The organism is Streptomyces sp. DSM 106670, from assembly GCF_055792845.1.
In genome coordinates, this window is sequence record NZ_CM147704.1 from 5,508,409 (window position 1) to 5,533,967 (window position 25,559).

Consider the following 25,559-nt stretch of genomic DNA (forward strand, 5'->3'; position numbering starts at 1 on the left):
TCTGAGGGGCGAGGACCATGAGTCCTTGCCCCTCAGACGTGTCCGGGGTCGGCCGGGCCTACTTGGCCGCAGCCTTGCCCCGCTTCTTCTCCGGGCGCCACGCGGCGAGGTCGTCCGGGGACAGGTCGCGGCCGTGCAGGCCGGCGGTGAGGGCGGTGTTGAACTCCTCGGCCGGATAGCCCTCCCACTCCGCGTCGTAATCGTCGTGCCACTGCTTCACCCACGGCATGACCTCCGCCAGCCCGGCGAGCAACGGAACGAAGCGGGGGTCCTCCTTGTGCCAGCCGTCCACATTCAGGCGGTCGTTCAGGAGGTTGACCAGAGCCTCCGCCTGGTAGCGGTGGTTCCAGCCGGCCCAGCCGATGAGCAGCGATGGGTCGTTGTCGGGAGAAGCACCGGGATACGAAACGAACCGCTCCTTCGGCACATCCAGCTTGCCCCGGTTCGACCAGTAGCTGTGCTTGAGGAAGTCCGCGGACGTGTACTTCGGCGGGACCTTAATGTCACGCCGCTCGCCTTCCTTGTCCTCCTTGCGCTGCTCGTCCCAGACATGCTCCCACTGGGCGCGCTTGCGCAGCCCGGACTCCTTGTAACGAAGCGTGGCGAGGTAGGGCACGTGCTCGGGCTCGACGACGGCGGTCAGGACGGTGGACAGTGGGACGTCCCGCTTGCCGAGGTGCCGCTCCGCGTAGAGCCTGGCGATGTCTTGGACGGCCTGGTCGTGGCGGAGGACGTCGGCGAGCTGGTAGATCGTGAGCGGGCGGGGCGAGTCGATGCCGTCCCGCTCCTCGAACCACAGCTCTTCACTCTCCATGGCATCCAGTAGCCAGGAGCGCAGGGCGGCGGCCTCTCTGTCCTTCCAGGGCTTGGTGGACCAGCGGCGCTTGTACTCGGGCCGCTCGATCAGGCGGATGTCCTTGTTGCCGGCGATGAGATCGAGCCGCGCTTGAACGATCTGGCGGTAGGACTCGGGCCATTCGGGCGAAGTCGGGATCTCGGTGACCGGTTCGGAGACATGCCGGTCGAACCACGCTGTGTCGGCACCGCTGCGGGCCAGCGCAATCTCGAACGCGCGCTGACCAAGGGCGAGGTCTGGCACGTCGGCGAGGTTGGCCGGGTCGCCGGGCAGCGTGGTGCGCGCCACCTCGGCAGGGGTGAGCAGCCCGTACAGCCCGTACACGGTCCAGTCCAGCTCTTCCTGGAGCAGGATCATCCGGGCCCGGATTCGCTCTTGGGTAGCCTTGGCCGCTTCGAGGGCTTCGAGGGTGGGGGGCGTGGCGGAGGCGCCGGTGAGTGTGGTGGGCTCGTGTTCTGCCAGTTCCTGGGCGAGGGTGTCGAGTTGACGGGCAAGGGGTCGGGGGAGTTCGGCAGGAACCGGGAACTCCTGGAGCTTGGTGCCAGTGAACTCGTAGCGTTCCTCCCAGCCCTCGTCCTGCAGGCCACGCCCCAGGCCGCTTCCCCCCTTGCCCTGGCTGACCTGCTTCAACCAGAAGCAAGCCACTGACGAATTCAGCACCCCAAGCAACTCCAGATGCTGCTCCTCGCTGGCGCCCTCGGGCAGCTTGATCACCGGTGCGGACTGCTTGAACACCTTCCCACCCCGGTCCAGCACGAAGTGGTTGTGCGTGGCGACGAACGCGAAAGTGATGGTCCAGGCATGGGCCCCCTTGTCTCGGGGCAGTTGATGCCATTCGTACCAGGGGCGCCCTTCTGTGAAGTATGTCGCCTTGCTGAAAGTGGCGCGATTGCCCAGTTCGGTTCGGTTAGGCCACAGCCAGCGAAGGCCAGCCGCGAGTTTCGATTCGAGTAGCAGCTCACGTGCAGAGGAGTAGGGGAAGAACACCGATTGTCCCTCCAGTTCACTCCAATCGCGCAGCTCGTCACCGACGATGAGGCGGCGTACTTGAGCGCTGGGAACTCCCTGCTCGTCGAATACTCGCTGGGGAACGACCATGGCGTCATCCGCTCCGGGGATCCCGAACACGCCAAGGCGATGCGCGTGAGGCCCCAGTCGTGAAGTCAGTGCTGACTCAACCCTGCCAAAGAGGGCACCGGCTCCACCGCCACTCAGCGACCAAGGGTGCGCGGCAAACCTCTGCCGCTCCACATCCTCAACGGTCACCCACTCCTCAGGCCCAACCCCCGGCTTGCGCCACTGCGAGACGATAGCCCGCCACACCTTCCCCTGAGCCTCCAGCCCCTTCGGCGGCTGGCCCGGTTCCCCCCGAACCCCCAGCACCGCCCGCACCGGCAACGCCTGCCGAGGTCCCTGGTTCCGCCCCGCCAGAATCACCGTCGGCGTGCCGTGCCCGGGAATGAACGCTCCGGAAGTGTCCAGGACATGCGTCAGTTCGACGCCGGGGAAGTCCCGTCGGCGCCGGGTCTGCGGGTCCTTGTACGGGCCTCCGTTGAAGAACGACTCGATCAGCGTCGCCCCGAACTCCCGCTTCATGAAGGAGTTCGCCGTGATCTGCCCGGTGAAGCCTCCGTTCCGCTGGTCGCCGCCCGCGCGCATCGCCAACTCGAAGATGCGCTGGGCGAACGGAACCGTCAGTGCGTACTTTCCTGAGCACGCCCAGTAGATCTTCCGGTACGTCTCGTTCTCGGCCTTGTCCTTGACCGTGATGTACGGCGGGTTCGCCACGACCACGTTGTACGAGCCACGCCCCAGGAGGTCGACCTCCTTCACGTACTCCGCGACATCCTCCGTGCGGTACGTGAACGCTTCGCCCCGCTCGATGTCGTCGAACGTCGGGTCGGTCTCACGGCCGGCGTCCCGGCCGTGCAGCAGGGAGTCGGCGACGGCGATGCGGATCGGCATGCGCGGAGCCGCGGAGAGCCGGCCGACCTTGCACTCCTTGAGCATCTCGACGAGCAGCCGGAAGCGGGCGATGGAAACGGCGAAGGGGTTCTTGTCAGCGCCGTGGACGGACTCCAGGGCGCGGCGCACCAGCGTCCAGTTCTCCGTGCCCGGCTCGGTTTCACGCCAGGCGGCCAGGACCCGGCGGAACAGGCCGAGGAGGAAGTGCCCCGATCCGCAGGCGGGGTCGATGCAGCGCAGACCGCGGACGACCTTGGTGAGCTTGCCGTTCTCGTCGATCTCCTCGGCCGTCTCGCCCCTCCAGCCCTCGGGGACGTGCTTCCACGCCGGGTCCAGGCCGAACTCCTCCAGGGCCGGGTCCAGGGTGAGGTCGAGGATGAACTCCTCCACGAACCCCGGAGTCTGGAGCAGCGCGTACGTCTTTCGGGCGTGCTCGGACAGGTCCTGGTAGAGATCACCGAGGAAGCGGGTGTTGAGCTCCGGGTCGGTGAAGTCGTGGCGGATGCGGCCGTCGGCGCCGCGCTCGCGCCAGAAGGAGAGCAGGCGGGAGGCGGCGCTGTAGGACGGGTCGAGTTCCCACAGCGGGTTGTGCGCCGGATCGAAAAGACCCTCGGTGATCTCGTGCTCGCGGCCGAGCGCGCGGAAGGTCTCCTTGAGCCAGTCGCGGTCGTTCAGGTCGGGGTGCGCCCGGAAGAACTCGTCGTGGTTGTCCTGCGCCTCGGCCAGCCGCTCACCGGGGCCGGACAGGCGGGCCTCGGCGACCAGGCCGTTGTCCTCGCAGAAGCGGACGAAGACGCAGCCGAGGACCCAGGCGGCGGCGATCTGCACCACCCGCTCCTCCAGCCACGACTGCTCCGGCACCTCGGTGCGGCCTTGGCTGACGGCGCGCTCGTACTCCGCCTTCAGCGCTGCGGCCTGCTCGCTGTCACCGTGCGCGCGCTCGCGCAGGTCCTCCTCCAGGAGCGCGACCTGCTTCTGGAGGTCCTTGAGCAGCACGGCATGGTTCAGCGGCATGGCCTTCGCCGTGTCCTTCGCTTCGTCGGCCGTACGGGCATCCTGGGAGGGCACCGGGGTGTTCCTTCGATTCGGGTTGCGGCGCGTGCTCTCGCACCAGTCGATCCATCCTGCCAGGCCGGAGGCCCGGACGGGCCCACCGGGCGGCCGCAGGCTTTCGTCCTACTTCTTGGTGAGCGGGATCCCGCCGAGGCGGCCCAGGCCGAAGGCGAGGCGGTAGATGTCGGGCAGGTCGAGCAGCGAGTACAGGTCAAGCTTCTCCGTCTTGGTCCGAGGCCTGTGACGCAGGACACCCAGGGCCTTCAGGTCCTGGACCAGGTGCTCCAGGTTGTCAGGGTCGCGCGGCCCGGTGCGGACCAGCTTCGGGCTGTCGGCCTGGGCGTAGCGGGACATCTCCTCTCGGAGAAGCTGCGGAAGGTCTTGGTCCTTCCAGATCCGGATGATCTCCCTCATGGAGATGGGGACCTGGCAGCCCTTGAGCGGGGCTATGGCCAGTTCCACCCACGGGGTGTCCTCGACGATCTGGTCGACGCGGACCTTGGAGGCCTCGCGGACCCCGTCTCTGAGCGCGTCGTAGTGGAGCGCCCGGTCGTGGGAAGGGTGGGTGGCCTGAGTGGTCTCGGCGGCCACGCTGAGGGCTTTGAGGAAGGTACGCGGGCTGATCCGGTTGTTGCTGTCCATCAGGTGGTTCGGCAGCCAGGCGTAGGGGCGGCCCTGGCGCACATTGGTCCCCATGAACTCGCCGGCGATCCGCTCGAACAGCGGTCGCTGCGTTTGTTCCTCGTTGCGCAGGGACGGCGGGGCCATGTACCGCACCTGCGCGGCAGTCTCGGAGCCGTTCCAGCCGCCGGTGAAGTGGCGGAATCGCTCGGCTGCCTCGTCGTCCTCGTTGGCCAGGTGGTGGAAGAGGAGGCCGTACAGGTCGGTGCGGGTCCACTCCAGGTGGGCGGCGTTACCCGACAGCTTCGACGCATCGGGGAAGAGCTGCTTGGCAGCGTCGAGCATGTCGGGGCGCATGAACACCTTCAGGCGGATGTTGTGCGTGCCGAACCGCATCTGCAGAGCCAGGCGGAGCAGCTCGGCGATCAGCCGGTTGCGGGTGTCCCAGTCGGTGTGCAGGTGCTCCAGGCCGTCGAAGACCAGCAGGCGCACGATGTTCTTTGCGGCGGCCTCCGAGTCCGCGCGCCTGATGGTGGCCTCGGCGGACTGGGCGTTGGTGCGTACCCACAGTACGCGGTCGTTCCAGTCCTCGGTCTTCCGCAGCTCGGGCTGCCCGAGGGCGGTGAGCAGGATGGCCTGCCAGATTTCCGCCGGCAGCGCGCCGCCTACAAGGAGCGAGGGCAGGGCGAGCGGCCCCGGGTAGTCGGATACGAGGTCAGTGCCGTAGCCGGCTGAGACCTCCAGTCGGTTCAGCCGGTTGATGCGGTACTCGGCGGCCGCCGCCGCGCGCAGGTGCTTGTCCAGCAGGGACCGTGCCCAGAAGGTCTTGCCGACGCCCCGGTCGCCCTGTACCACCGTGCTGTCGACGTACAGCGCGGTGCGGTGAGCGTCCGGCATGTACAGGGTGTGCGGGGCGGGCGGCCGGGTGTCTGCGTCCACGGTTCCCTCCAGCGCGCGCGACAGCAGGTCGCGGAACTCGCCGGGGGCCAGCGGCTCGGTCATGCGCGGTCGTCCTCGGGCTCGGCCGACTCGGCGTCGGATCCCTCGGCCGACCCCGCCAGGATGAGAGGGACGGCCGTCTTCAGGAAGTCACGGTACGCGGCCTCCACGAAGGCGCGGTCCTGCCAGTCCGGGGAGTCCGGCACGTTCATCCCCACTAGGCCCGGCTCGAACAGGATCGGGATCGGGGAGTGCGGTGCGTCCTCGTCGGTCAGCTCCCAGGCCCCCTGCTCGGGGGCGGAGACCTCGTCCGCTGCGAGCGAGTCGTACAGGAGGCCGAACGTGTTATAGGCGTTCAGCTGGAACGACTCAAGGTGGGTGTCCTTGGAGTAGTGCGCGGAGTCCGGCACCATCGACGCCACCATGCGCAGCTTCCTGCGGATCGCCGGGGCCTGCCCGGAGGCGGCCCACGCCTCGAACAGGTCCCAGTAGCCCGACCAGGTCTGCTCGTTGTCCGCGCCGAACAGCAGCGCGTAGTCGCACAGGTGGGAGATGGTCACGGCCGCCACGTCGTGGATGCCGGCCCGGCTGTCGAGCAGCACCACATCAGGTGGGAACCCGCCTTCGCTCCGCTCCACCGCTTCCTCGCAGGCACGGACCGTGGCGGCCAGGCGATCGGCGAAGCGGTCGCCCGCTGCATCGGCGTACACCCGGTTCAGCTTGTCCACGTATGCGTAGGGGACGCCCTCGGTGCCCGCGCCGCGTGCCGGGGCGATCCACAGCTCGCCCCGGTTGCTTGGGTTGTACCCGGACCGGGTCACGATCTCAAGGCCGTCCGCGTTGCCGAGCGTCGACTCCACCAGATGGTCCACCACGCCGTGCTTGCCCAGAGTGCCGCCCGCGAGCAGCAGCGGGCCCACACCGGGCGACTCCAAGTCGAGGTCGACGACCAGCACGACCAGACCCTGGTCGGCCAGCTTCCGCGCGAGCACCGCGGTCGCCGTCGTACGGCCCACGCCGCCCTTGAACCCGTACAGAGCCGTACGGCGGGGGCGCTGCGCACCGTCCTCGTCCGTGGCGGGCGGAGTGGAGACGTGGGACCACTCCCCGCCGACGACCGTGTTGTCGAGGAAGCGGACTGTGCCCACCTCGTCGGCGGCCGCCTTGACCACCCGGGTCCGGGGCGAGGCCGTCAGCGAGGCCGGCAGCCGCAGGATCGAGGCCAGGACAAGCGGACGCTCTCCGCAGTAGTGGCCCAGCCGGCCCGTGAAGGCATCCTTCCAGCGGTCGGCCTGTTCGCCGCTCGCCGCGCGGCCTTCCCCTCCGTCCTCCACCACCAGGGAAAACCTGCCGAGCACGTCCCTGATGAGGAGGACGTCGAAGCCTTCGGCGGCGATCTCGTCGGCGAGGGTGAAAGCGGCCGGACCCGCCGTGTCGAAGCGGATCGGTTCGTCGTAGAAGGTCATGACAGCTTTCCGGTGAATTGGACGTGCAGGTGCAGCTCGTGGGCGAGGGCCGCCGCCTCCTGGCGGCGGGACAGGAGTGGCTGGGCTAGGTGGGTTCCGTCGGCGTAACGGTCATCGACGCGCCACTCCTCGAAGTCGTCGGAGACCCTGGTCAGCGCTTCTTGGAGATCGGGGCCTGGGCGTCCGCTGAGCAGCAGAGGGAGCGCATCGCGGATTTCGTTGATGTGCCCCAGGGGCTGGCGCTTCTTGTTCGGGTTCGGGGCGTTGGGGTCGTCCCACCAGAGCCGGTCACTGTCGGAGCCCCCTCTGCCCCGCATGGATACCCCATCGGATCCACCGAACCGCAGCAGTAGAGCCTTCATCAGGCACTCCACCGCAAGCCCGAACAAGTGGTCCGCGTTCAGCAGCCGGCCGTCGCCGTGCAGGAAAGAAGCGTCCTCGTAATGCCGGTCCCCCGCACAGGCGTAATCCGTCTGGGCCTTCTGCTGTTCCGTGTCGTTCCCCACGACGCAGATCCTATGACCTCGCGCCGCCACGGCGGCAGGCTTCAGCCCGTTGGCAGCAGGCCCTGCAACTCCTTCATGAACAGCCCCTCCAGCACCACCCATTCGCTCACCCGGTCCACCACGTCGACCGTGCGGCCGTCCAACGCCGGGGTGGACTGCGGGTCGTCCATAGGGACCAGCAGCCAGAGGCCGTTCGGCACCGCGGCCGGGCGGCGGGCCGCCTCTTGGAGGGACACCAGCAGTTCACGGCCCCCCACGTCCCAGTACCGGGACACCAGGGAGGCCCGGTGCGCGAGGAGCACCGTCCGCGGGCCCGACTGTTCGGCGAGCGCCATGCAGCGGGCGGCGACCCGCTCCGCCGCGAGCCGGGTGTACGACGCCAGCGCCGGTCCGATCCTGCCGGTCTCGGCGAACTTGGCGTCCGCCTTCAGCAGCGCCCCCCACCGCACCTGCTGCTCGTCGGCCAGGGCCCGCAGGGCAGCCAGGAAGAGCCCGTCCACGTCGACCGGCACCACGTCGAAGCGGGAGGCGAGGCGCTCGGCCGTACCGGGCAGCTGCGCGGCCCGGACGGTCATGGCGAGGAAGCCGCCTCGGCGTACGGCCTCCTGCAGCCTCAGCTCCATCACCCGCCGCGGGTCGCGCCCCTCCGCCAACTGGCCCTGAGCGGCTGCGTACAGCGTGCCCGTGCTGGTCAGCACCGAGCCGGAGAAGGCCGGACGGTTCTGCTCCGCACCCCGGGTGGGCGGGAAGAAGCGCTTGCGGTCGCGGTCGTATTCCAGCGGGAAGTGCGCCTTGGCCAGGGCCTCCTCCCACTCCACGTACGTGACGCCGATGAGCGCGGTCAGCCCGGGGAAGCGGGAGCGCATACGGCTCAGCAGCTCGTCGGCGCCGATCCCGATGCCGGGGCGCGCGCCGGCCGCGGCCTGCGAGATCCGCAGCGCCCGGTCCAGGCTCAGGTTCAGCGGGAACAGCTCGAAGCGCGGGGTGACGCCGACACTGCCCGCCATAGCGGCGGACAGCGTCAGCAGCCGGGTGTCAGCGAGTGGGGCCATCCCCTCCGGGGCGGGCACTGTGCGCAGCTCCCGCAGCACGGAGCCGCCGCCGGGCAGCGGATCACGAGCCGCCACGTCCTCGGCGGTTCGGCCAAGGAGCGTCGCGTACTCGGCCAGCTCCACCGGCGTCGGGTCGTCGCTGCCGGGCTGGTCCACCAGGGCCAGCAGCACGGTGCTCCCGCGCCGCAGGACAGCGAGCCGGGAGGCGCCCTCCTCGTCGTTCCCGTCGTCGGCGGCGCCGTCGCGCCGGATCTCCACCTCGACGGCTGCACGTACGACGGCCAGCGCGTGGGTCTGCAGGTCGGCCCGGTCCTCCGCGCCGTCCTTGTCCTGCGGTGTGTGCCGCACCCGCAGCTCGGTGGCGAGTTCCGCGGCCGTCATCATCCTGCCCTGCTCGGACAGTATGGTGACCAGCTCGTCGCGGATGGTCCCCAGCCAGTCGAGCGCCGCCCACCGCTCGGTCGCGGCAGTGAGGTTTCCGGACACGGTCGGCTGGCTGACACCGAGCGCGACGGCGATCGCCGACTGGGCGGGCCACGCGGGCAGCTCGCCGGTCTGTCCGGCGCCCGGCAGCCTCAGCGCCGCGAGGACGATGTCGCGGCGGGGACGTGTGCGGGGGCCGCCCTCGGCCGGGACCAGCCGGGCCGCGAGCGTCTCCACGGACTCCAGGGGCTCGACGGGGGCGTCGGGCAGCACCCGCACGGGCTTCCTCGCCGTGGCGCGCTTACGGAGGGACTGCGTCCACTGGCGGTGGCGCCGGTTGAGCTCCTTGCGGATCACGTTGCCCGCGCCGCGCGCGCGGGAGATCGTGTGCGGTGGGACGTCCAGCAGCCGGCCCACCGTCTCGGCACCCAGGCCGGCCGCCACCGACACCGCGCGCGGCGACAGCCCTGCGGCATGCAGGGGTGTCATGAGCTCGGCGGCGGCGGCGGCCTGCTCGCGGGCGTCCTCCACGTCCGCCGCCTGCGTGTCGACCGTCGCGGGCGTCGTGGGCGGGCGTGCCGAATCCGCGCGGCGGAACAGCTCGCGCCAGGCCTCCTGCATGTCGTGGAGGCTGTCGAAGCGCTGCTCCACGTCACGGTGCAGGGCCTTGCCGAAGAACGCGGTGAGTCCGTCCGCCAGCGCGGGCTCGAACAGCTCGCGGGCCACGTACAGCTCCGCCTCGAGGACGGTTCGCGGATCGCTCTGGCTGTCGCCCCACACCGGCCGCTCGCCGGAGGCCATCTCGTGGAGTGTGACCGCCGCCGCATACCACTCGGCGTAGTCGTCGTAGCGGGCGCGGCGGCTGTCACCCAGGAAGGGGTCGAGGTAGCCGCGGGTGCCGGCCTGGAGGTCCTGGTCGAGGGCGTCCGCCAGGGAGAAGTCGAACAGCATCAGCTGCCAGGAGCCGTCACTGCGCTTGAACAGGCCCAGATTGTCCGGCTTGATGTCGCGGTGGCGCACTCCCCGGGCGGCCAGGCTGTCCATGGCCTCGAAGAGGTCGTTGCCGAACCGCTCCAGCTGGGCGTACCCCAGCCGCCCCTCGCCGCGCAGCCGGGAGCCGAGGCTCACCGCCTCGCGGTCGTCCGCCGACCGGAACCCGCCCGCGTACTCGATCTCCAGAACGGTGTGCCCGCCCAGCTCACGCGGGGCGGCCAGCAGCTTCACGATGCGGTTGCCGCCCACCTCGCGCAGGGCCTTCGCCTCCGCGTAGAGCCGGCTGTCCTTCTCCCGGTCGAGCGCCACCTTGAAGACACGCAGCGACGCCGGGTCCGGCACCCCGTCCTCCGCACGGCGCACCAGCAGGGCGCGGGCGGTCGCGCCCGTCCCCAGGACCCGCACGACCTCCCACTCGGCGTCAAGACGGCTGCCGGCCTTGGCCGTGAGCGGGTCCGTCACCTCGACACTGCCGCGCCGGGCCGCGGCGTCCTCGGCCTCTGCCGCGTCGAGCAGCCGCAGGAACTCGTCGGCGGACGACAGCCTGTTCTGCACGTCGGAGGCGGTGGCCCGGAAGACCAGGTCGTCCAGGGCCACCGAGACGCTGTCGGACACCGCGTACGGGTGCAGTCCGCCGTCCGCAGCGAGCCGGTCCACCAGGGGCCCCCGGGCATCCGCGGGGGGCTTGCCGGTCAGCAACAGGTAGGAGAGCGCGCCGATGCCGAAGACATCGAGGTCCACCGGGTCGGCGAATTCCCTCGCGGTCTCCGGGGCCAGGTACACCTGGGCGATGTCGGCGACCAGCCCCGAGTCCAGCGGCGTCTGCCCGAGGGTGAGATGGGAGGTCGTGTCGAAGTCCCGGGCGGCGGTCTGCCAGTCGGCGATCCGCAGCACCGGCTCCGTGCCGTCCTCCTGCGTGGACACGTACACCGAGCGCGCCGACAGGGCCCGGTGGTACAGCGACCGGTTGTGGGCGTACCGGACGGCCTCGGCGAGCTGGCGCACCAGGTCCAGGCGGACGACAGGCGCGAGTCGCCGTACGCGTTCAGGAACGCGTCGAGGCGCAGATCTGACTCGTGATGCCGGAAGAGGATCGCCGGGCCGCCCTGGTGTTCACGGATCTGCACGGCCTGGACGATGCCGCGATGGTTGATGCCCTGGAGTACCTGGTACTCGCGTAGGGCGGCCCGGTCGACCCGGCCGCGCTGTTCGGCCGCCGCGGCCTGACCCGAGAGATAGATCCGGACCCGGCCGCTCTCCTTGACCAGGCCGTCGTCGCGCCGGGTCAGCCGGTCCTCCCAGCCGGGGCCGGCGTCCATTGCGCGCGGCTCGAGCTGCCAGTCGTCCCCGAATCGGAGGTGGCTGGTGGAGTGGCTGATCCCGATGCGCTTCATCAGCATTTCGAGCCGCTGGCTGTCCTGTGGGGTGACGCGCCAGCTCTCCCGCTCCGGCGGCAGCCCGAGCAGCCCGTCCCAGATGCCCGGCAGATCGCTGGTGCCGCCGTTGCGGCCGTACACCGACGCGCGCTGAAACTGGTCCAGCTCGCTCACCAGGTCGGGGTCGTGCAGGAATACCGCCGGCTTGATGAAGGGCATCTTCGCCTCGGGAATCCCCGCCGCGTGTGCGGCCCGCTCCAGCTGCGCCTTCAGCTCTTTGGCCTTGAGGTCAGTGAGATAGAGCGGGTTGCGCAGTGTGCGGACCCGGTCACCATGGAACTGCCAGGTGTCCCCATGGTTCACCACCCGGCCCGGGTGCCCCTTGAGCTCCAGCAGATAGACACCGCCGGGTACGGCGATCAGCAGATCGCACTCGTTGACCCGGCCCGTGACACCGGTGAACCGGAACGTGGCCCACGCCCGGTACGGCTCGGCGTTCGGCATCAGCTGCCGGACGTGCTCAAGGCCCTCCTGCTCCCACCGGAAGCCGGACCGGCGCGGTTGGAACCAGTGCTCGCGACGCGCCGGGAGGCCGGGCTTGGCGGCGGTCGGCGTCACGGGAGTCCTCCGGATCATGGGCAGCGTCGTGGCAGGGCAAGCCTAGCGATGTCGAGCGAGGAGTCAGAGGCCCCTTCCGGTGGCTGCGCCCGGCCTGCGATAGCAGGTCACGGCCTCGGCCGGAATGGCGGACCAGCTGGCGCAGTGCGCTGCACAGCCGTTGGGCCGTGATGCTTCGGTCTGCCTCTCTCGTGGACGCCGCCGCCATGCGATCGGCGGTAGCACGTGGGGTCCCGGATGTCTGCGAGAAGACGCGCAAGTCAACGGCCATCCGACGCGTAATCCATACGGAGTGGATCTCCAGCTGGGTGGTGCTGGGAAGAAACTCCCGTGCTGGGATTGTGCTGGGATGCCCTCTGCAGAACCCGCGTTTCCGCAGGTGGGAGCCCTGCACTGCATATTCCGCTTCAACGTCTGAGCGGATGAAGCAGCGCCGCTGTACTGACCGAGAAACATGCAGGTCAGTAGGGGTCCGACTCTCCGGGGTCGGACCCCTGCTTTTTCCCGTACGGCAAGTCGCGGGGACGTGCTGACCGCTTGGCCGCTGTGAGTGGTTGTGGTGGAGTCCCGTAAGGCTCCCCTGCCGCGGGGTGCGGCGAGGGGAGCCTCGGAGAGCCGACCGTCTACCGGATCAGACTCGGTCCTCGTCCCGGGTGCGAGGTTCGGCGGGCTGGTGCGGGCTGTGCGAGGGGTCCCAGAGGTGGTGGGACGTCGTGGCTTCCCCGTCCGTCTGCCACGGGCCTCCGGACCTTTCGGTTGAGCCGCCCTCCGCCGTCCAGGGTGTGAACGTCTCCCCGCCTTCGTCGGCGTCCGTATCGGTGAATGACGGGCCCTCAGGGGCGGGGGAGCGGGGCGGCCAGGGCCCCGTGCTGTTCCCCTCGTTCGGAGGCTCGTCTTCCGGTGCCTCGTCGGGGGCGAGGCCGAAGGACCGCCTGATCTCGTCGGCGGCCTCGTCCAGCCCCTCTGCCTTCAGAAACCGCATCACCCGGTGTACGAGCACCGTGTGCCCGTCCATGTCCGGCTTGAGGCCCGCAGCCGTCAGCAACAGGCGCAGCCGATCCGCGACCCCCACTTCCTCCTCGCGGTCGAACATCTCGTCTCCCGCGCCCCCCTCGTCCCACAGCTGCCCGCCCACGGGCGGAACGAGCAGGTGGCGGAAGAGTTCAGGCACCTCCTCGTCGTTGGCCGCCGCCGCGATCTGGGCGAGCGGGCCGATCATGTGGACCGCCTTCTCGATCTCGTTCTCATGACGGGCCAGCCACCACACCACCGCGCTGCCCGCACTCTTGAGTACGTCTTCCCCGAGGTAGCGCCGCTTGTTGCGTTCGTGTTCGCGCTCGTACTCCCAGATCTCCTCGTCCTTGCGGAGATCGTTCAGCTTCCGCAGACGGTCGCGGTCCGCGGGGGCGAGGGTCAGCTTCACATCGGCCGCCAGGGCTCGCACTCGTTCGTTCCGATCCGGGAGCAGGACGCCCAACTCCCCGTCCAGGAGGTATTGCGCGAAGTTCGCCCGGCCGGGTTCCTCGTGGCGTACGACCTCGCGGGCCCGGCTGACGACCGAGGAGACGGCGAGGGCCGAGGAGGCGTCGTCGGACCGGCCGGCGTGATCCGGAACCGGCTTCCACCACACGGTGGCCGAGAAGAGGAAGTCGTAGCCGTCCAGCGCGCTCGGCAGCGCCGCGTCGATCACCTGTGTCTCCTGGTACGGCTGCTCCACCGGTGGCGCGGGCGGCTCGGGTTCCCCGGGCTCGTACGGGCCGGCCGACGGGCGGCCACCGCTGAGTACCGTCATCACGAGCAGCAGGGAGCCCGAGGTCGTGACCATGGACATGAAGCCCCACAGCCACGCCGACCAGTGCAGGACGTTGCCGAGCACAGCCGGCGTGAGGCCGCAGAGAGCGACGAACAACAAGCTGGAAAAGCGGTGTCTCATCGTGCCTCTTCCGTGGTCCTTGGTCCGGTTGCCGTACGCTCCGTACGGCCGTACTGCACATGGTCGATGTGCTGCCAGAAGAGGGCGGCGACCGCCGCCCGGGACGGGTGGTGCGTGGACCCTGCCCAGTCGCAGGCGATGGCGTAGAGGCGGTGGAGGGCGGCCGCACGGCCGCGCGTCGCCCCGACCATCACCTCCAGCGCCATCTCCTGGGCGCTGTCGTCCGCCACGGTGTCCAGCCAACTGCTCACCAGCGGGTTCCAGAGCGTCGTCGGCGGTTGGGAGAACACCGCCTCCCAGCCCAGGAACAGGTCCGGCCACGGCGGCGGGTCCGGTGCGCGATCGTTTCTCAACAGCTCTGTGAGCAACTGAAGATGAGGATCCGCCTCACGCGGCTCCCGACGCGCCCGGTCCCGTAGGCGGTCGATCAGGAGCCGGTAGAGCCGCCGGTCTCGACCGACGAGGCCGAGAAGCGCCTCCCGGGCCTCGCGCCCCGCCTCCCCCTGCCGTACGGCGAGGTAGTGGAGCCGTACCACCGCCTGATCCGGGTGCGTCGTGCTGAGGCTCTGCACGCATGCCGTGGTCAGGACGCGGGCGAGGCCGTCCGGCAAGGAGCCGGATCTCGCGACGCACTCGTACATCCGCTTGCGGAACCATCCCCCGGATCTCTCGTGGCCGAGACCGAGTTCGAGGGCCGCCACGGCTCGCGGATCGCAGGGCGCTCCTGTCGTGCGGTCCGCCCAGCGCGCCACGAGGTCGAAGAGGTGGTCGGGCCGCCCGACGGCCAGGGCCCGCTCGCCGAAGCGGACGACGACGTTCACCCGGTCGTCCGTGGTCAGACCGCGCAGCCCGGCGGCGTGGCCGATCCAGTCCCGGAGGTCATCGCGTACCCCGGGGAAGTTCGCCCAGAAGTACGTGCGTACCGCGTCGGCGTAGGCAAGCCGGTCGAAGCGGAGCCGTCCATCCGGATCCCGTTCGATCCCGAGTCCTGCCAACCGCTCTCCGAAGTCCTTCCGCGCGAGCTCGGTCGTCACTTCCTCCTCGTGCCTCACCGTCTTCATCAGACCGTGCCACGCCTCGTAGACGGTGTCGGCGGGGGCTTCCTCGAACATCGCCGTCGCGAGCAGCAGAGCCCGCTCGGGCGCGGTGCGGACGGCGGCCACCTGGCGGCCCACCTCGCCGGCACGGTCGGTCACCGCGTGCATCGCCTGGTCGAGCCATCCGGCGAAGTCGGTGCCGAACCGGCCGCTGTCGCGAGCGGCCCTCACCAGTCCCGCGAGTCGCGCCAGTTCCCACATGGGGGACCGGTCGCACAGGTGCTGGAGGTCGGCGCTCCCCAGATCCGCGGGGCGGAAGGGCATCCCGTCCATGCGGAGGTACCGGGTGACGACGGCGACGCCCCTGGGGCGTCCCAGTCTCACCGTGTGCGGGTCGAGGTCCGGCGGGTGGGCGTGCTCCATGCCCGACGGCAGGACGACGACCATGTGGGCCCCCGCCTCCTGGACCTGTGACCGGCGCACGGCCAGGCGGCGCTGGGCGTGGTCGTACGTCTCCTCGTCGACGATTCCGGAGAGGTCGAGGAGGAAACGGTCTCCCGTCCCGGGAACGAGAGGGCTCTCGTCCGTGCCCGTGGCAGGAAGCTCCTCGAACCGGATCCCCTCGTCGTCGATACCCTCGTCCTCGCCGAACCCGTGCAGCAGCATGATCGCCGCGGCGCGGCGGCCACAGCCGGGCGGCCCTTCCAGCAGCACCACGGATCCGGGCTTCTCCAACCGGTCGGCGGCCACGCGGTAGCCCATCGGCGGAGCGAACCGGTCGGCCAGCCGCACCCTGTCCTCGCGGGTGATCCGGAGAGACGCGACGCCTTTGCGGATCATCCAGTCCGTGCCGGCCCCGTAGAAGACGTACTGGTGCCCGTCACCGTTGTTCACCGGGCCGCGCGGATCGTTGACGGTGACGCGGTCCTGCTCGGTCATCGTCCGTCGTCCGAGGGGCGGTGCTCGCGCTCGAAGCGCTGGTGGACCGTACCGCTGTTGTCGCCCGCCGTGAACTGGACCCCGGTGTTGTCGCCCTCGAAGTGAGGTGCGTTGTACTGATGGCCTCCGCCGGTGTTCACCGGCCCCTGCGGCTCGTTGACGAAGGTGCCGGACAGGTCTCCGTTGAGGTTGCCGATGCCGCCGCGCACGCGCTGCTCGACATCGCGCGTCCGCATCCTGGCGGGTCCGGTGTCCCGGGCCGGCTTCTTACGGGATTTCGCCTCCGCCCGCTCCCGCACCGCGCGGGCGTCCCGGTCCACCGCGCCCAGCTCGGGCAGGAGCCGGGCGAGGGTGTCGCCGAGTGCCGTCAGGTCCGACCCGGCGTTGCGGTGGTCGAACCGCCTGTACTGGCAGTCCGCCAGCTCCAGCAGATCGTCCGGAAGGACGGCGCGGTCGATCCTTGTGGCCTTTCCGACGAGCACGGGGATCACCAGAACCCCGCGGTCGAGCGCGGTCTGGATCTCGCGGCGGGTCCAGTCCTGCTCGGCTTCGAGGGCGGGGCGGCCGTCGGCCCCCCGCACCTCCGCCCAGCGCGGGCCGATCACGGCGAGGAGAGCCTCGCACTCCTCCACCGCCCTGACCAGTTCCACCGGGAAACGGTGTCCGGGCTCGATCGAGTTGCTGGCGAAGAAGATCCGCTCGTCGCCGAACCGACGGGCGAGTTCCCGAGCGATCATGGTCGCTGCGGACTCCTCGTCGCCTGTGCGGTAGTTGACGAAGACGTCGGGCATGAAGGTTCCCTTCGTGAATGATGACGGGTGAATGGGCGCGGGGCTGTGGGCCGGGGTTCCGGTCCGCCCGAGCCATGGGGTTCTGACCGTGTGGATGGCATGGCGCATCCACGCGAGGGCGTGCGGAGGGAGAGCTGCCGCCGATACCTCACCGGTCGGGGGCAGCCCGAAGAAGCAGGGCGCCCGGTGCGACGCGTCGAGCGGTGGTCAGAGGGGTGTGCCGAGGACCGTGGGATCCGGAGGGACCGGGGGTCCGGCGGGCCGGGCGGCTCGGATCCGCGTCGGCCGTGGAGCGCCTGTCAGTCGTGCGCGGGGGCGAGTACGCGTGCCAGCGCGGGCTGCAGGTCACGTACGGCGCGGCTGCTCCGGAACCGGGAGAGTTCCCGTGCCAGACGCCGGACGTCGCTGTTCACCGTCGCCGAGGGCACGGCCGGCATCACGCCCAGGAGATCCCCGGCGATCTCGCACGCGTGCTCGACCTCCCCGGAAGCGGCATGGGCCAGGGACCGGCGGAAGCCGTACCGGGCGCGGGTGCGCAGCGCATGCGGCGGGAGGCGGCGGTACTCCCGGTCGAGCACCTCGGCGGCGGCCTTGGGGCGGCCGAGGTCGTGCAGGCACCAGCCGGTCGACATCGCAGCCGGGTCGCTCACATGGGAGGTACCGATCACCGGCTCGGCACCGTTGCGCGCGTCGTCGCCGGCGAGCAGTTCCCGCGCCCTGTCGAGACTGCGGAGGCAGCTGACTTCGTTGCCCACCAGAGCGTGCCCCTGGGCCTCCCGCTGGGCCGCGAGCCCCCGGATGCGCGGCGGGAGTTCGCTGCTCTGAGCGCGGCGGGCCAGGGCGACGGTGCCGGCCGCGTCCCCGCCGTACATCGTGACCAGGGCGCGTCGCACCAGTGCGTAGGAACCGAGGTACGGGTCGCCCCCGGCGCGCGCCAGTTCGGCGGCCTCGCCCGTCCAGCCCAGTGCCGCGTCGCCGTCCCCGGCCTCCTGGGCCATCCAGCCGGTGAACTCCGCGAACCGCGAGGCGAGCAGCAGCGCGGGGGCGCGGGATACGTGCCGGGCGTCGGCGGCCAGCCCGGTGATCATGCGGGTCTGCGTCTCCAGCAGAGGCAGCAGGGCCTTGGGCGCGGTGGACTGGCCGAGTATCCGCAGCTGGTCGAACTGCATGCGGAAGGAGAGCAGGAGGGGAGTGTCGGTGGAGGACACCTCCCGGCTGCCGAGATTCAGGCCGAGATCGATCAGCGCTCCCGTACCCGCCGAGAGGACCGCCCGGCGCCCGACGCGCCAGCGGCTCGGACCTGCGGGAGGTTCGGTGGTGCCCGAGTCCGGGTCCGCCTCGGAACGCGGGACCAGGCGCTGCAGCTCGCCGTCCGCGCCGAGGAAGGCATCGCACCGCCGGGCCAGTTCGGGGGACGCGGAACGCTCCCCGCGCTCGACCTTGCTGAGGTGCCCCTTGTCGTAGGTGAGCGCAACGGAGAACTCGGTCAGAGTCAGCCCTGCCTCTACTCGTAATCGGCGAAGTTCCGGGCCGAAACGTAAGTTCGTGCTCATCATCAACCTCCTCTTGAACGGTGACCGCGAGAGTCGTCCGCCCTCACGGGAGCCGTCGTCCGACGATCACCGGTCGGCACGAAGCCCGACGGTGAACACTGGGTGTGACGGCGTGGTTCCGATCTGCATCCGAAAGTGAGTCTGGCACGACGCGGGCCTGGAGAATCAGGGTTCGACGGTGTTGCCCGTTGCCTCTTTCGCTCCCCGTTGTTCCGCGTCCGCGTCCGCGGATCCGGCCCCGCTGGCGGCAGTTGGGGTGCAGGCGGATCCGGTCGCCGGAGAGGTGCGGGAATGTGCGCGGACGGTGCGTGGGCCGGTCGACGCCTCGCTAGCCCGCCAGTGCCTTCGCCGTCGCGCGGGCGAACGCCTCCGGGTTGTCCAGCATGATGTTGTGCCCGCAGTCCGGGATCGGCACCACCGTCACGCCTGCCGCCTCCAGCAGCTCCGCTCCGTGGAGCGGGCCGTCGTTCTCGGGCAGCACATATGTGCGCGGGATCTTCAGTTCCGTGAGCTGTGTTCGCAGGGGCGGAGCGGTGTCGCGTACGAGGTGTACCGCGCTGCGGTGCAGTGCCTCCAGGCCGGCCAGGCGCATCGTGGACCACCAGTGGGCGCCGGCGGCGTCGCGTACCTTCTGCCAGCCGCCCGCCAGGAACTCCTCCTCCGTGAAGGCGGCGATGCCCGCGCTTCCCGGGCCGGGGGTGGGGACCAGCGGGTCGAGGTTGGCGTCCACCAGGACGAGTCGGGAGACCAGGTGCGGGTGCCGGGTCGCCAGGACGATGGCCACCGAGCCGCCCATGCTGTGCGCGATCAGCTCGGCTCCCGCCACGCCGGCCGCCTCCATCGCCGTGGCGAGCGCGTCGGCGTGCGCCTCCAGTGTGTAGGTGAAGTCGACCGGGCGGTCGCTGATGCCGAAGCCGAGCATGTCGATCAGCAGGGAGCGGCGCCCCGCCAGCAGAGGGCGGACCGCGCTCTCCGCGAAGTAGGCGGGCGATGTGGCGCCGAGCCCGTGCACATAGACGCGGGAAGGGTCCGCGCCCGGCAGTTCGACCCACCGAATCCGGTCACCACCGGGTGTCACACTCGCGCTGCGCACAGCCTTGACCTCCGTACTCGAAGCTCGTCGGAAAGCCGAGGCTACTCGCCGCGTGGTCGGCTACCGTTCGATCCGTACCGGTGGACCTTCCAACACATTCCGTTCTCCTAGGAGTTGCCTGCCATGCCGCAGATCACCGTCGACTACTCCGGCGCGCTCGACGCGGCCTTCGACCGGCAGGCCTTCGCGCTCGCCCTGCACCCGCTCGTCGTCTCCACCGTCGACGCCCGGCTGGAGGCCTGCAAGACCCGCTTCCGCCGGGTGGATGACTTCGTCGTCGGCGCTGTGACCGAGGGCCGCGCCGTGCTGCACATCGAGATAGGCCTGCTCCACGGGCGTACCGACGCGAACAAGATCCGCCTCGCGGACGCCGTACTCGCCCTGATCGCCGCCCACGTCAAGCCGGTCGACGGCGTCACCCTGCACTCCTCCGTCGAGATTCCCAACCTGGATGTGGCCTACCGGTCGCGCTGACCCCACGGGCCGTCCCCACGCGCTCCCTCAGGTCACCGGGCATCCGTGCCGAGCCGCCGAAGCGGTGGTGAACGCTGTCAGCAGCCTTCGGCCGTCCTCGCTGCGGACCGTGCGCCGAACGTCCTTCCCGGCATCCTGCAGCGGCAGCTCCTCGAACTTGAAGTACGCCGTGCCCAGCGCCCCCTTGCACGGGTGCGACCGCATGACCGCGCCCTTCACGCTGCCGGGGTAGCGCTTGTCCAGGTAGATCTCCTGCTGGGCGGACGGGCCGTAGTACGCGGTCAGGCGGATGCTGTGGTTCTTGGCCGGCAGTTCCAGGGAACACTCCTCGGTGAGCGCGCGGCCGGCCGGCATCTCCGAAGCCGTCGTGAGCCGGAGCCCGGCCGTGTCCCGCTCACTGACGACTCCGCGGCAGGTGCCCTCCGCCTCCGCGACGGGGCGCTCCTGCTGTTCGGTGCGGTCCACGGTCGAGGGGCGCTTTCCCAGGGCGCCTTCGCAACCGAAGCGCTCTGCCGCGCCGCGCGCCGACTCCGTGGTGAAGCGGGCCAGGGCGAGGGCCTGTTCGGCGGAGAGGTTCCTGCTGTCCCTACCGGATACGTCGGCCAGGACGAGGAGTCCGTCGCCGGGAACAGGCGAGCAGTCGACGAGCACCGCGGCCTGCGAAAGGTAGCCCGGCTGGATGGAGCCGTTCCAGCCGTGTCCGATCGGTGCCGCCGAGGTCTCCTCCGCCGCATGGCTGGAGCGGTGGGCCGCCGAGGGGCGGAGGCTCAGTTCGAGTCGTACGCCGAATTCCTGGCCACGGACCTGTGCCGTGCAGCGTTCGGTCTCGTAGTCCATCCATTGCCCGGTGGTGCCGCGGAACTCCAGTTCCGCTCCGCCGAAGAACGTCCCGGCCTCCTCGGCCGCCAGCGCTCCCCGGCAGGTATCGGCCGGGTCCTGCCCCGCGCCGTTGCCCCAGGGGCCGAAACCCCAGATCAGCCCGCCCGCCGTGAGTGCGGCGACCACACCGCCCGCCACCGCACAGGGAAGCCCTGCGCGCTGCCCCCGTATCCAACGCATTGCGTTCCGTTTCCCCCGACGTTCCGACGTTCTGACAATTCGGTGTTCCGGTGTTCCGGTGTTTCACCGTGCTTCGGGCATGCACCGGAGTGATCCACGCGCCCCGATCGTAGATCGGGCGGGACAAACGGTTCCGTGCGGGGTCTGAAGGGGTAGGTAGGTGAATAAGTCCCCTTGGGGAGGCTGATGAGATGCCGTGGTTTGCATGGTTGCTCGCCGCCGCGGCGCTCGGCACCGCGGAGTTCTTCACTCTGACGCTGGTTTTCGGGTTGCTGGCCGGAGCGGCGCTGGTCACTGCCGTTGTGGCCGGTGTGGGTGTCGGGCTGCTCGGACAGCTCGTGGCGCTCGGTCTGGCGTCGGCAGCGGGCCTCGCTCTCGTACGCCCTGTCGCCCTGCGGTACCTGGACCGGACGCCCCTGACGCGTGAGGGCAGCGACGCGCTCATAGGCAAGCGTGCCGAGGTCATGCAGGAGGTCACCGCGACCCATGGGCTGATCAAGCTCTCCGGTGAGGAATGGACCGCTCGCGCCCTCGACGAAAGCCATGTGATCCCGGTCGGAACGCTGGTGGACGTCATGGAGATCGAAGGCGCCACAGCGGTCGTGTATCCCCGCGAGCTCCTTCCGTGAACGGCGGGACACGTCTTCCGTGAGCGGCTGAGCACCTCTCCGTGAACGACCGAACACGTAGCGGGCAGCGAAGGAGGAAGCATGGATCCGGTGGTCATCCCGATTCTCGTGGCGGCGCTCGTCGTGGTGTTTCTCGTGGCCGCGACCGTGCGGATCGTTCCGCAGGCGCGCCGTTACAACATCGAGCGGTTCGGCCGGTATCGCCGGACGCTGCAGCCGGGCCTGAATTTCGTCCTGCCGGTGGCGGACCGGGTCAACACCAAGCTCGATGTGCGTGAGCAGGTGTATTCGTCCGACCCCAAGCCGGTGATCACCGAGGACAACCTCGTGGTCAACATCGACACCGTGCTCTATTACCAGATCACCGACCCGAGGGCGGCGGCCTACGAGGTCGCCGACTATCTGCAGGCCATCGACCAGCTCACCGTGACCACCCTGCGTAACGTCATCGGCTCCATGGACCTGGAGGGGACGCTCACCTCGCGTGAGGAGATCAACGCCCGGCTCCGTGCCGTACTCGACGACGCCACCGGGAAGTGGGGCATCCGGGTCAACCGGGTCGAGATCAAGGCGATCGATCCGCCGAACACCATCAAAGAGGCGATGGAGAAGCAGATGCGGGCCGAGCGTGACAAGCGCGCGGCCATCCTGCACGCCGAGGGTGAGCGGCAGGCCAAGATCCTCACCGCGGAGGGCACGAAGCAGAAGGACATCCTGGAGGCACAGGGCACGCAGCAGGCCATGATCCTGCGGGCCGACGGTGAGTCCAAGGCGGTGGAGCTCGTCTTCCAGGCCGTCCATCGCAACAACGCCGACGCGAAGGTGCTGGCCTACAAGTATCTGGAGACGCTGCCGCATCTGGCGCAGAGCGACAACAACACGTTCTGGGTCATTCCGGGTGAGCTGACCGAGGCGATCCGTACGGTCACCACCGCGTTCGGCGACCAGTCGTCGGCCGCGGGGCCGCCGGTGGCCGGGCAGCAGGACTCCGCCGCCGACGTCGCGGACAGCGACAAGGACAACGTCGGCGTTCCGGAGATCGAGCCGAACTCGACGCTCGCGCTGGATGCCGTCGCCGCAGCCGACGAGGCCGCGAAGCAGGCCGCCGCCGCGGTGAGCGACGCGAAGGCCGAGGCCGAGGCGGCGGGAGAGACGCGGCTGCCGGGGCGGTAGAACCTCCGGCCCGGATGAGGCCCGGACGAGCGGACCGTCGGTGGACGGCGGGTGAGTGGACAATGCGCGCATGGATGTTGTCCGGATACTCGAAGCCGCGTCGCTGCTGGTGCCGGAGAGCGTCGCCACCGACAACGACGTGACCGCCTCCGATGTCTGGGACCACCTCGCGCACGACGAGTGGGAGGTGGCGCTCGACCTGATCCAGGAGCTGGGCGACGCGTGGACCGCGCCCGTGGGCTTCTGGGATGAACTGGAGCGCGCGGCCGAGGCGTTGGGGTTCGAGCGGAGCCGGGAGTGGTGCCGGTGGCGGGCGACGGAGACGCGGTCCGGTGTCATCCGGGCCGACCTCGCCCTCCTGCCCGCCGGCGAAGGGCCCCGGAGCACCCCGATCCCCGGTGGCGGGGTGCTGCGCCCGATGTGGGACACCGGCGAGCGGAAGGGCGGCGGTGTGCCCGCGCTGGACATCGCCCGGGTGTGGGTCGAGTTCGCGCGGGAGCTGGCGCCCGGCGCCCGGGCCCCGGTGCGGCTGCTGCCCCTGGACCCGGCGCGGTGGACGCACCTCGTGCCGGGTGACCGGATCACGCTGTACGAGACCGCTCTCCCCGGCGGCACGGCGACGATCCTGGAGGTGCCGCCACCACGCGCCTGATCGCACCGCCGGGCGGGTCCGGCCACCGCCGGTAAAGCCCTTGGTGACGCGGGGACGGTAGGTCAGACTTGAAGCCACAGTTTCCTTGCGCGTACGGGCAATTCGGGGGAGTACGACGGTGAATCGTCGCCTGCCCATGGCGCTTGCCGCCTACGGGGTGTGGAACCAGGCGCTCCTTCTGTTCCTGATCGAACCGTTGAAGAAGCAGGTCTCCGAAGCCCTCCAGCCCGAACTGACCGTGGGCGACCTCCGGTTACTGGGACTCTCGCTCGACGGCTTCGCGGTGCGCGATCCGCACCATGTCGGGGGATGGCTGCCGCAGATCGTCTTTCTGACGGTGAGCGGTCTGCTCACCTACGGGGTACTCCGCGGGAGCACCGGAATCAGGCCGAGGCTCAGGACCGTTCTCGCCCTGGCCGGAGCCATGCTGCTTGCCGCGGGGGTGGCGATCCTGATCGGTCCGGCCCTGGACCCGGACGCCCCCACCGCCATGCCCACCTACGGTGAATGGGTGGTGCGGGCTCAGATCGGTGAAGTGCCCGCCGCGGCCGCCCAGTTCGTCCTGCTCACGCTGTGGCTGCCGCTCGTGCCCTGGCTCCTGGTGTGGCGGTACCGGGAATGGCCGCCCCTGCGGACCCACCTCGGGACCGCGGAGGACGCCGAAAGCGGCAAGGAACCCGGTCCGGCTCCGATCACCGCCCGGGAGCGACGCCATCTGGTGTGTGCGGGGCTGATTCCGGCCGTACTACTGGCCGTGGCGGGAGGACCGGTCCTCCGCCACATCCGGGTGCGGCATCTGTCGCAGGGAGCTCCGGGGGCTCCGGGAACCTCGATCACCTTCGACCCGGAGCTGTGGGACTCCTACACGCCGCCGCCGCTGATCGACGAGTGGAGCGGCGTCCTCTACCCGGCACTGCGCCTGCGCCCGCTCAGGACCGAGCTGGTCGGCGGCTGGATCGTCACGCTCGTGGTCTGCGTCGTCTTTCTCGGGGCCCTGGCGCTGGCGCTCCGCTCGGTGGCCGCGCGGTGGGCGGGGCTGTCGCGGCGCGGTCCGACGGCCTTCATCGGCCTCGTCATGAAGGGGTGGTACGCGACGTTGCTGGCGGCCGTCGCCGCGGCGTTCGTGGACGGCCTGCTGTTGCGGTGGTTCGCCCCGCGCAGGGAGAGCGGTGCGGCAGCGGCCGATCATCCGGGGGTGGCCCTCGGCGACGCTGTCCGGTTCGGTGCGGCATGGGGGTGGGCCACGGGGCTCGTGTGCCTGGGAGCGGTTCTGCTGATGGCGCGACGCGCGGCCCCCGCGGTCCCGCCCGCTGACGAGTACGAGGACCAGCCGGTCCCTGAGCGCGAGGAGCGGTCGGCCCATGGCGACTAACCGACGGGGGACCCGCAGGACGGGCGCGCTCACGCGGGCGAGCGTGCGCCGGGGGAGCGGAGCGCGCCCGCCGCGCCGCGAGGAGGAAGAGGGGACGACCGGTCGGCTGCGGTTCCTGAAGAGCCCGACCACCTGGCTGCTGGGCATCCTGCTGGCCGTGGTGACCATGACATTTCAGGACGTCCTGGCCGCATCGGTGAAAGCGATCCTTCCGCTGGACCGGGTGCCGGACCGGCTCTCGCCGCAGAACGCCATCGACGTGGTCGAGGTCAGGGACGTCAAGGACTTCGGGTACTACGTGGTGCGCGACGCCGGGGACGGGGACGGGGACGGGGACGGGAAGATCCTTGAGCAGATCTCGTCGGGCGGCCCCTGGCGGGAGGGCCGCGTGGTCGTCGATGCCGGGAACGCGGACTGGATGATCACCGTGCAGGGCAGGGCCGCCCAGCAGGTCCGCATCACCGACATCGTGCCCGTACTGGAGGGAGGCAGGTGCGAGAATCCGCTCGGCGGCAGCCTGGCGCACTTCCCCTCCCAGGGAGTCATGGACGTCATCCCCCTGGAGCTGGAGGTGGACGCCCCGCTCCCGCGCCTGAAGTTCCTCGGCAAGGACGCCGAGGACGGCAAGGACGCCAAGCCGTTCTTCACCGGCCCCGAGGCCAAGCACATCACGTTGAACCAGAACGAGACCGAGGCGTTCATCGTCCACGCCACGGCCTCGACGGGCTACTGCCGCTGGCGGTACCGGGTGCGTTACGAAGTCGGGGGCAGTGCGGCGGAGACGACCATCAGCAGCCCGGGGGGCAAGCCGTTCGAGCTGACCGCGCGGCTGCCCGACGCGTCCGGCTACCGGAAGGTCTACTTCCCCGCTTTCGACTGCGTGTACCCGGGCTCCCGTATGCCGGACATCTGGTACGAGCAGAGCGGCGCGGAGTACGGCCGCGACCGGCGCGGCAACAAGGTGCCGCCCTGCCCCGAAGGCTGAG

17 protein-coding genes and 1 pseudogene are annotated in these 25,559 nt (G+C 70.2%); 6 read left to right on the top strand and 12 right to left on the bottom strand.

Annotated features, from left to right (window positions below; all coding sequences use genetic code 11):
* Positions 1 to 58: 58 nt before the first annotated feature.
* From pglX to ACSMXR_RS24590, 11 genes and pseudogenes are all read right to left on the bottom strand, one after another.
* The gene (pglX, locus tag ACSMXR_RS24540) at positions 59 to 3,835 is read right to left on the bottom strand and encodes a BREX-2 system adenine-specific DNA-methyltransferase PglX (RefSeq protein WP_473172441.1); all 3,777 of its coding nucleotides are present in this window, start codon (positions 3,833 to 3,835) and stop codon (positions 59 to 61) included.
* Positions 3,836 to 3,997: 162 nt separating this feature from the next.
* Positions 3,998 to 5,497: a hypothetical protein gene (locus ACSMXR_RS24545; protein WP_473169924.1), complete on the bottom strand. Its 1,500-nt coding sequence runs from the start codon at positions 5,495 to 5,497 to the stop codon at positions 3,998 to 4,000.
* Positions 5,494 to 6,900 carry a KGGVGR-motif variant AAA ATPase gene (locus ACSMXR_RS24550; RefSeq protein ID WP_473169925.1) on the bottom strand — a complete coding sequence of 469 codons (1,407 nt, stop codon included), beginning with the start codon at positions 6,898 to 6,900 and terminating at the stop codon, positions 5,494 to 5,496. The genes ACSMXR_RS24545 and ACSMXR_RS24550 overlap by 4 nt, the downstream gene beginning before the upstream one ends.
* Positions 6,897 to 7,406, bottom strand: coding sequence for a hypothetical protein (locus tag ACSMXR_RS24555; protein WP_473169926.1), 510 nt, complete (start codon positions 7,404 to 7,406; stop codon positions 6,897 to 6,899). The genes ACSMXR_RS24550 and ACSMXR_RS24555 overlap by 4 nt, the downstream gene beginning before the upstream one ends.
* 41 nt (positions 7,407 to 7,447) lie before the next feature.
* Positions 7,448 to 10,879, bottom strand: coding sequence for a BREX system serine/threonine kinase PglW (gene pglW, locus ACSMXR_RS24560; RefSeq protein WP_473169927.1), 3,432 nt, complete (start codon positions 10,877 to 10,879; stop codon positions 7,448 to 7,450).
* Positions 10,880 to 11,499: 620 nt separating this feature from the next.
* Positions 11,500 to 11,886, bottom strand: a pseudogene (locus ACSMXR_RS24565) (NERD domain-containing protein); the annotation flags it as partial.
* A gap of 613 nt (positions 11,887 to 12,499) precedes the next feature.
* On the bottom strand, positions 12,500 to 13,801 hold the full coding sequence (locus tag ACSMXR_RS24570; protein ID WP_473169928.1) for a hypothetical protein: 1,302 nt from the start codon (positions 13,799 to 13,801) through the stop codon (positions 12,500 to 12,502).
* Complete coding sequence (locus ACSMXR_RS24575) at positions 13,798 to 15,777, bottom strand: hypothetical protein (RefSeq protein WP_473169929.1); 1,980 nt, start codon at positions 15,775 to 15,777, stop codon at positions 13,798 to 13,800. Before ACSMXR_RS24575 ends, ACSMXR_RS24570 begins: the two co-directional genes overlap by 4 nt.
* Complete coding sequence (locus ACSMXR_RS24580; protein WP_473169930.1) at positions 15,774 to 16,568, bottom strand: toll/interleukin-1 receptor domain-containing protein; 795 nt, start codon at positions 16,566 to 16,568, stop codon at positions 15,774 to 15,776. Before ACSMXR_RS24580 ends, ACSMXR_RS24575 begins: the two co-directional genes overlap by 4 nt.
* A 299-nt stretch (positions 16,569 to 16,867) precedes the next feature.
* A complete protein-coding gene (locus tag ACSMXR_RS24585; RefSeq protein WP_473172442.1) occupies positions 16,868 to 18,121 on the bottom strand; it encodes a helix-turn-helix domain-containing protein in 1,254 nt (417 codons plus the stop codon).
* Between the two features lie 328 nt (positions 18,122 to 18,449).
* Positions 18,450 to 19,214 carry an alpha/beta fold hydrolase gene (locus ACSMXR_RS24590; protein ID WP_473169931.1) on the bottom strand — a complete coding sequence of 255 codons (765 nt, stop codon included), beginning with the start codon at positions 19,212 to 19,214 and terminating at the stop codon, positions 18,450 to 18,452.
* A 123-nt stretch (positions 19,215 to 19,337) separates the two neighbouring features.
* Between ACSMXR_RS24590 and ACSMXR_RS24595 the strand changes: the two genes are divergently transcribed.
* Positions 19,338 to 19,688, top strand: a complete 351-nt coding sequence (locus ACSMXR_RS24595; RefSeq protein WP_381789955.1) for a 5-carboxymethyl-2-hydroxymuconate Delta-isomerase — start codon at positions 19,338 to 19,340, stop codon at positions 19,686 to 19,688.
* 27 nt (positions 19,689 to 19,715) lie between these two features.
* Here ACSMXR_RS24595 and ACSMXR_RS24600 read toward each other — a convergent pair whose 3' ends face one another.
* Positions 19,716 to 20,693 (bottom strand): hypothetical protein, encoded by a 978-nt coding sequence (locus ACSMXR_RS24600; RefSeq protein WP_473169932.1) that lies wholly within the window; start codon positions 20,691 to 20,693, stop codon positions 19,716 to 19,718.
* A gap of 245 nt (positions 20,694 to 20,938) precedes the next feature.
* Between ACSMXR_RS24600 and ACSMXR_RS24605 the strand changes: the two genes are divergently transcribed.
* From ACSMXR_RS24605 to ACSMXR_RS24625, 5 genes are all read left to right on the top strand, one after another.
* Positions 20,939 to 21,376, top strand: coding sequence for an NfeD family protein (locus tag ACSMXR_RS24605; RefSeq protein ID WP_137231921.1), 438 nt, complete (start codon positions 20,939 to 20,941; stop codon positions 21,374 to 21,376).
* 81 nt (positions 21,377 to 21,457) lie between these two features.
* Positions 21,458 to 22,549, top strand: coding sequence for an SPFH domain-containing protein (locus tag ACSMXR_RS24610; RefSeq protein ID WP_137231920.1), 1,092 nt, complete (start codon positions 21,458 to 21,460; stop codon positions 22,547 to 22,549).
* A gap of 70 nt (positions 22,550 to 22,619) precedes the next feature.
* Entirely contained in the window at positions 22,620 to 23,201 is a 582-nt protein-coding gene (locus ACSMXR_RS24615) for a hypothetical protein (RefSeq protein WP_473169933.1), read from the top strand.
* Positions 23,202 to 23,319: 118 nt separating this feature from the next.
* Positions 23,320 to 24,573, top strand: a complete 1,254-nt coding sequence (locus tag ACSMXR_RS24620; protein WP_473169934.1) for a hypothetical protein — start codon at positions 23,320 to 23,322, stop codon at positions 24,571 to 24,573.
* Positions 24,563 to 25,558, top strand: a complete 996-nt coding sequence (locus ACSMXR_RS24625) for a hypothetical protein (RefSeq protein WP_473169935.1) — start codon at positions 24,563 to 24,565, stop codon at positions 25,556 to 25,558. Before ACSMXR_RS24620 ends, ACSMXR_RS24625 begins: the two co-directional genes overlap by 11 nt.
* Position 25,559 lies beyond the last annotated feature (1 nt).

What these genes read in the sequence shown, in the direction of transcription:
- pglX (WP_473172441.1), bottom strand. Translation starts at nt 3,835, where the DNA reads ATGCCGCTGAACCATGCCGTGCTGCTCAAGGACCTCCAGAAGCAGGTC.
- ACSMXR_RS24545 (WP_473169924.1), bottom strand. Translation starts at nt 5,497, where the DNA reads ATGACCGAGCCGCTGGCCCCCGGCGAGTTCCGCGACCTGCTGTCGCGC.
- ACSMXR_RS24550 (WP_473169925.1), bottom strand. Translation starts at nt 6,900, where the DNA reads ATGACCTTCTACGACGAACCGATCCGCTTCGACACGGCGGGTCCGGCC.
- ACSMXR_RS24570 (WP_473169928.1), bottom strand. Translation starts at nt 13,801, where the DNA reads ATGAGACACCGCTTTTCCAGCTTGTTGTTCGTCGCTCTCTGCGGCCTC.
- ACSMXR_RS24575 (WP_473169929.1), bottom strand. Translation starts at nt 15,777, where the DNA reads ATGACCGAGCAGGACCGCGTCACCGTCAACGATCCGCGCGGCCCGGTG.
- ACSMXR_RS24580 (WP_473169930.1), bottom strand. Translation starts at nt 16,568, where the DNA reads ATGCCCGACGTCTTCGTCAACTACCGCACAGGCGACGAGGAGTCCGCA.
- ACSMXR_RS24585 (WP_473172442.1), bottom strand. Translation starts at nt 18,121, where the DNA reads ATGAGCACGAACTTACGTTTCGGCCCGGAACTTCGCCGATTACGAGTA.
- ACSMXR_RS24595 (WP_381789955.1), top strand. Translation starts at nt 19,338, where the DNA reads ATGCCGCAGATCACCGTCGACTACTCCGGCGCGCTCGACGCGGCCTTC.
- ACSMXR_RS24605 (WP_137231921.1), top strand. Translation starts at nt 20,939, where the DNA reads ATGCCGTGGTTTGCATGGTTGCTCGCCGCCGCGGCGCTCGGCACCGCG.
- ACSMXR_RS24610 (WP_137231920.1), top strand. Translation starts at nt 21,458, where the DNA reads ATGGATCCGGTGGTCATCCCGATTCTCGTGGCGGCGCTCGTCGTGGTG.
- ACSMXR_RS24615 (WP_473169933.1), top strand. Translation starts at nt 22,620, where the DNA reads ATGGATGTTGTCCGGATACTCGAAGCCGCGTCGCTGCTGGTGCCGGAG.
- ACSMXR_RS24625 (WP_473169935.1), top strand. Translation starts at nt 24,563, where the DNA reads ATGGCGACTAACCGACGGGGGACCCGCAGGACGGGCGCGCTCACGCGG.